The organism is Aquiflexum sp. (genome assembly GCF_041749095.1).
Classification (GTDB): Bacteria; Bacteroidota; Bacteroidia; order Cytophagales; family Cyclobacteriaceae; genus Aquiflexum.
In genome coordinates this window covers 1-4209 of the sequence record NZ_JBGTCA010000569.1, presented here as the reverse complement: position 1 = coordinate 4209, position 4209 = coordinate 1, and the positions used below count along the sequence as shown (strand labels likewise).

Sequence of the window (4209 nt, the reverse complement as noted above, 5' to 3'; positions counted from 1 at the left end):
TTCAGCTTTCCACAACCGGGAAGTTATCCGGTAACCCTTACCACTACCGATAATAGCGGCACAGTGAGGTCAGTAACAAATACGGTCATTATTCCTGTGTTTAATATTTCAGTTGAAATCACCCCCAGCAAGATCAATTCAAGTACCGGATCAATACGAGTCGATGTCAGCGGCGGGAATGCACCCTATACCATTGCCTGGCAAAGTGACCCTGCAGGACATTCGGGTTCTGTCTCCGGTGTTAGCAGTTCCTACACCATAACCAATCTCCCCTCAGGAGACTATGAAGTTACAGTTACCGATTCCTCCGGATGTGTTGTAATTGAAAATTATTTCGTGGAATGGTCATCTATCCTATCCCAAAAGTGGGATTTGTTTGAAGCCAGATTAAATCAAGAAAACAGGAATGTGGAGATCGAATGGATCACAACTTTGGAAAAATATCCATGCCAGTATTTTATAGAAAGGTCAATTGGAGGTATTTCAAATTTTGAGGATTTGGGCAGTGTGGATGGTTATGGGTATAACGAAGGTGTTTACCGGTTTTTGGACAATCATCTTCCTCCTTCAGGAGGCCGTGTTTATTACCGGATCAGAACAGAGGATATCACCGAAAAAGTTTATATGAGCAAGGTCATTTCAGTTTTGGTTCCTGAACAGAAAATGGTAAGGGAATCTGAGTGGTTGGCCTATCCAAATCCTTTTGAAGGAAACAGGCTTTCTATAAGGTTTCATGGCCTGCCCGTCAGCCAAGATGATCAAGTTCAGATATTCATCTCCACTGTCACGGGAAAATCCATCAAAACAATTTCAGCCAACAGACAAACAATAGTTTTGGATGATATCATCAAAGATTTGCCTAAAGGTATTTTATTGGTTGAAATCATAGATGGTTACAAAAAAGAAACCATAAGAGTTGTTAGGAAATAAAATGGATATCAGCTTCTTTGCCAGTAACCCAATATTCTTCTTCAATCGGGACGGATCCCGATAGCTATCGGGACGAAGTCGGAAGACCGATGTACCGTACACTTCAATCTCCTGACAAGAATTATATTGTATTGCCATTTTAGTGGCATCATTGCATACATACTTAATAAATAATTTGAATTGAATAACGGTAAGGATGAGATGAACTTTATATTCAATTATCAAAAACCATATTCTCAGTAGAAACTTGATTTATCATATAAAACCCCATATATACCTATTGAAAATTCTGATTATTTAATTCTAACAAAAAATATTGTCAAAACTTACCTATTAAATCCAGTTTTGATTCCACCTAACTCTCCGATTTAAACTACCTAACTCTCCGATTAAAAATATTTCAATCACGATGAAATTTAGATTTTATTTATTTTCAAGGATATTATCATTTGCACTTCTTCTTTCTTTTTTTGTTTTCGAAAACTCTTATGCCCAGAAATGGAATCTGATTGAAAAGGAGACAATTTTTGTAAGAACAGACTGGGACAATTCAAATGGCCTTCCGGTAAATACTGTGTTCAGGACTGTCCAGGACAGTAACGGTTTCGTATGGATGGCCACAGAGGAAGGGCTTGTTCTCTTTGATGGCAGGACTTTCATGAATTTTGACCATAGGAATACACCCGATATCCAAACTGCGACCTTCAATGACTTAACGCTTTCTAAAAAAGGGGGGGTATACGCCGCAAACTCGATTGCGTTGGTTTATGCCGAATTCAATGATCTAAAAGTATTTCCAAGTTCAGCTGACCTAGGTCCTACCAGGCTAACCGCAATTACAGAAACCTCATCTGGGGAAATATTTTTAGGCACGCAAAATGGAAACTTAGTGATATTTGACGGGCATGTTTTTAAAAAAATCAATTCTCCGGAAAATTTTAAAATGGGATACATCCGGCAACTGCTTTCAGCTGGAAATGAAATTCTGATAGGAGGACCAAATGGTTTTTATTCCTATAACTTAAATACTGAAAAATTCAGTTCCTATGAGCTTCTGACCAATGTAGATGTCAAAACCATTGCTGTGTCAGCAGACCGGAAAATTTACATTGGCACCAGACTTCATGGTCTATATGTCATGGAAAATAACGAGATCAAAAAGATTGATTTGCCAATTAAATCAGGTTTTGACAAAATAACTGCACTTCAATATTCTCCACAGGATGCCGGGATCTGGATTGGGACAAGTGCCAATGGAATTTATAAAATACTTGATGACCAAATATTTTCTTTCCCCAACATCAACGCCTCACTGAACGAGATATGGGACATTTACGAAGACAATCAAAATGCCGTTTGGATCAGTGGTTTGGGAATGGGTATTTCGAGATATGGAAAGGCCAATGTGGAAATTATTGATGAAAAAGCGGGACTAAGCCATAGTGTCATTCTCGCTACTTTCGAAGATAGTGAAAGGGGGATTTGGCTCGGCACCCCGGGCGGTGGTCTGAACCGGGTCACTGCTGATGGGGTCAGAACGTTTTCAATGCAAGATGGCTTAAGCCACGACCTTGTTTTGAGTATTGCACAGAGAGGTGAATATATTTTTGCAGGAACCGGAAATGGTTTAAATAGAATACATTTACCTTCCTTAAAAGTTGAAAAGGTCCCCTCGAAAGAATCCGGATTGGAGGAACAGATGATTTATAGTTTAATGAAGGATTCAAAGGATAATATTTGGATAGGAACAATCAATGGTAACCTTCAAAAATTAACACCCAAGGATGAATTGAAAACCATCCAACTCCAAAGTGCTCTAGTTAATGCTGAGATCATTTTTGGAATGGAGGATTCCAAGGGAATGCTCTGGTTTGGAACCTATGGTAATGGTTTTTTCAGTATGGATCTAAACGAAAACATCAGGCATTTCCCTGTCCACGAAATAGCCCCTTCCCAAATGACAACAGGTATTTGGGAAGATCCTGAGGGAGACCTGTGGATAGGAACACCCGATGGTTTGCTTTCTTATAAGAATGGGCACCTTAAGATCTATGGTAAAAAGAATGGTTTTCAATTTGAAACCATTTATAAAATGATTCCTGATGGGGAAGGGATGTTATGGATTACAGGGAATCACGGAATTCAAAGTGTGTTGATCGACCACTTGATGGCGCTCAAAAATTCGGATGACAATGATTATAGAATCTCAACCACTTTATTTGACAAATCAGATGGTTTATTAAATAATGAGTTTAATGGAGGATTTCATCCATCAGGCTGGAAATTGACAAATGGAAAAATCATATTCCCAAGTATGGAAGGGGCTGTCATAGTAGATCCGAAAAACATCAGGACACGCAGGGGGATTTCTGTACCCTACATTGAGACTCTGAATTATGGGAACAATGAAATTGATTTCAGCAATAATATTCAGGTCCCTCCGGGTATGACTTTTTTCAATATCAAATATGGAAATATAGAATTTGAAAAGCCGCTTGCCATTAGGTATTATTACAGGATCAAGGAATTGGGGAAAGAATGGATTGATAATGACAACCGGATTGTAGCCTATTTCTCGGGCTTACCACCAGGCAATTATGAGTTCCAGGTTAAATCAGAACAATTTGGAGAAGCTTCTGAGATTGCCTCAGTCAATTTTTCAGTAGCTGCATTTTTTTACCAAACGATATGGTTCAAAATCCTAAGTGTATTTCTCATATTTGTACTTGGCTTTTTTGTGAATACCTTGATAAGAAATAAAAGACTGAAACTTCAACTGGAGGAAAAAATCAGATCACAGACCAGAGACCTGGAGCTTCAAAACCAAAGCCTGACCATGGCTTTGGAAAATGTCGAAAAGCATAATAAATTGTTGGAAGATGTAGCGTGGGCCCAATCGCACAAATTCAGAGGACCTCTTTCAAAAATCTTAGGGATGATCAGTACTTTGAGAAACTATGAAAACTACAGAAATGTCAAATTAAGTAAGCAGGACATCATGGAGGACATAGAAGTTACCTCAATGGAATTGGACAAGATTCTACGTGAATTAAACACAAAACTTGAAGAGCATGATGGAAAATAATGTAAGAAATATACCTTTCATCATCGTTGATGACGAACCTGGAATATTATTTCTGCATGAACTGATGGTCTCAGAAAGTAACCTGACAGATCAAATCTTTACTTTTTCAAATCCGAAAGAGGGATTGGATTTTATAGTCAAATTATCAAACAGAAAAACTCCCCTATTGATTATTTTGGATATTAATATGCCTG

General features: G+C 38.2%; 2 protein-coding genes and 1 pseudogene. All 3 read left to right on the top strand.

What is annotated here, in order from left to right; translation table 11 throughout:
* Positions 1-930 (top strand): T9SS type A sorting domain-containing protein (locus tag ACEW8O_RS25295; protein WP_373497412.1); only part of this gene is annotated, 930 nt, incomplete at its 5' end.
* 409 nt (positions 931-1339) lie between these two features.
* A complete protein-coding gene (locus ACEW8O_RS25290; protein WP_373497411.1) occupies positions 1340-4015 on the top strand; it encodes a two-component regulator propeller domain-containing protein in 2676 nt (891 codons plus the stop codon).
* Positions 4002-4209: pseudogene (locus ACEW8O_RS25285) on the top strand (hypothetical protein); the annotation flags it as partial. The gene ACEW8O_RS25290 and the pseudogene ACEW8O_RS25285, both read left to right, overlap by 14 nt.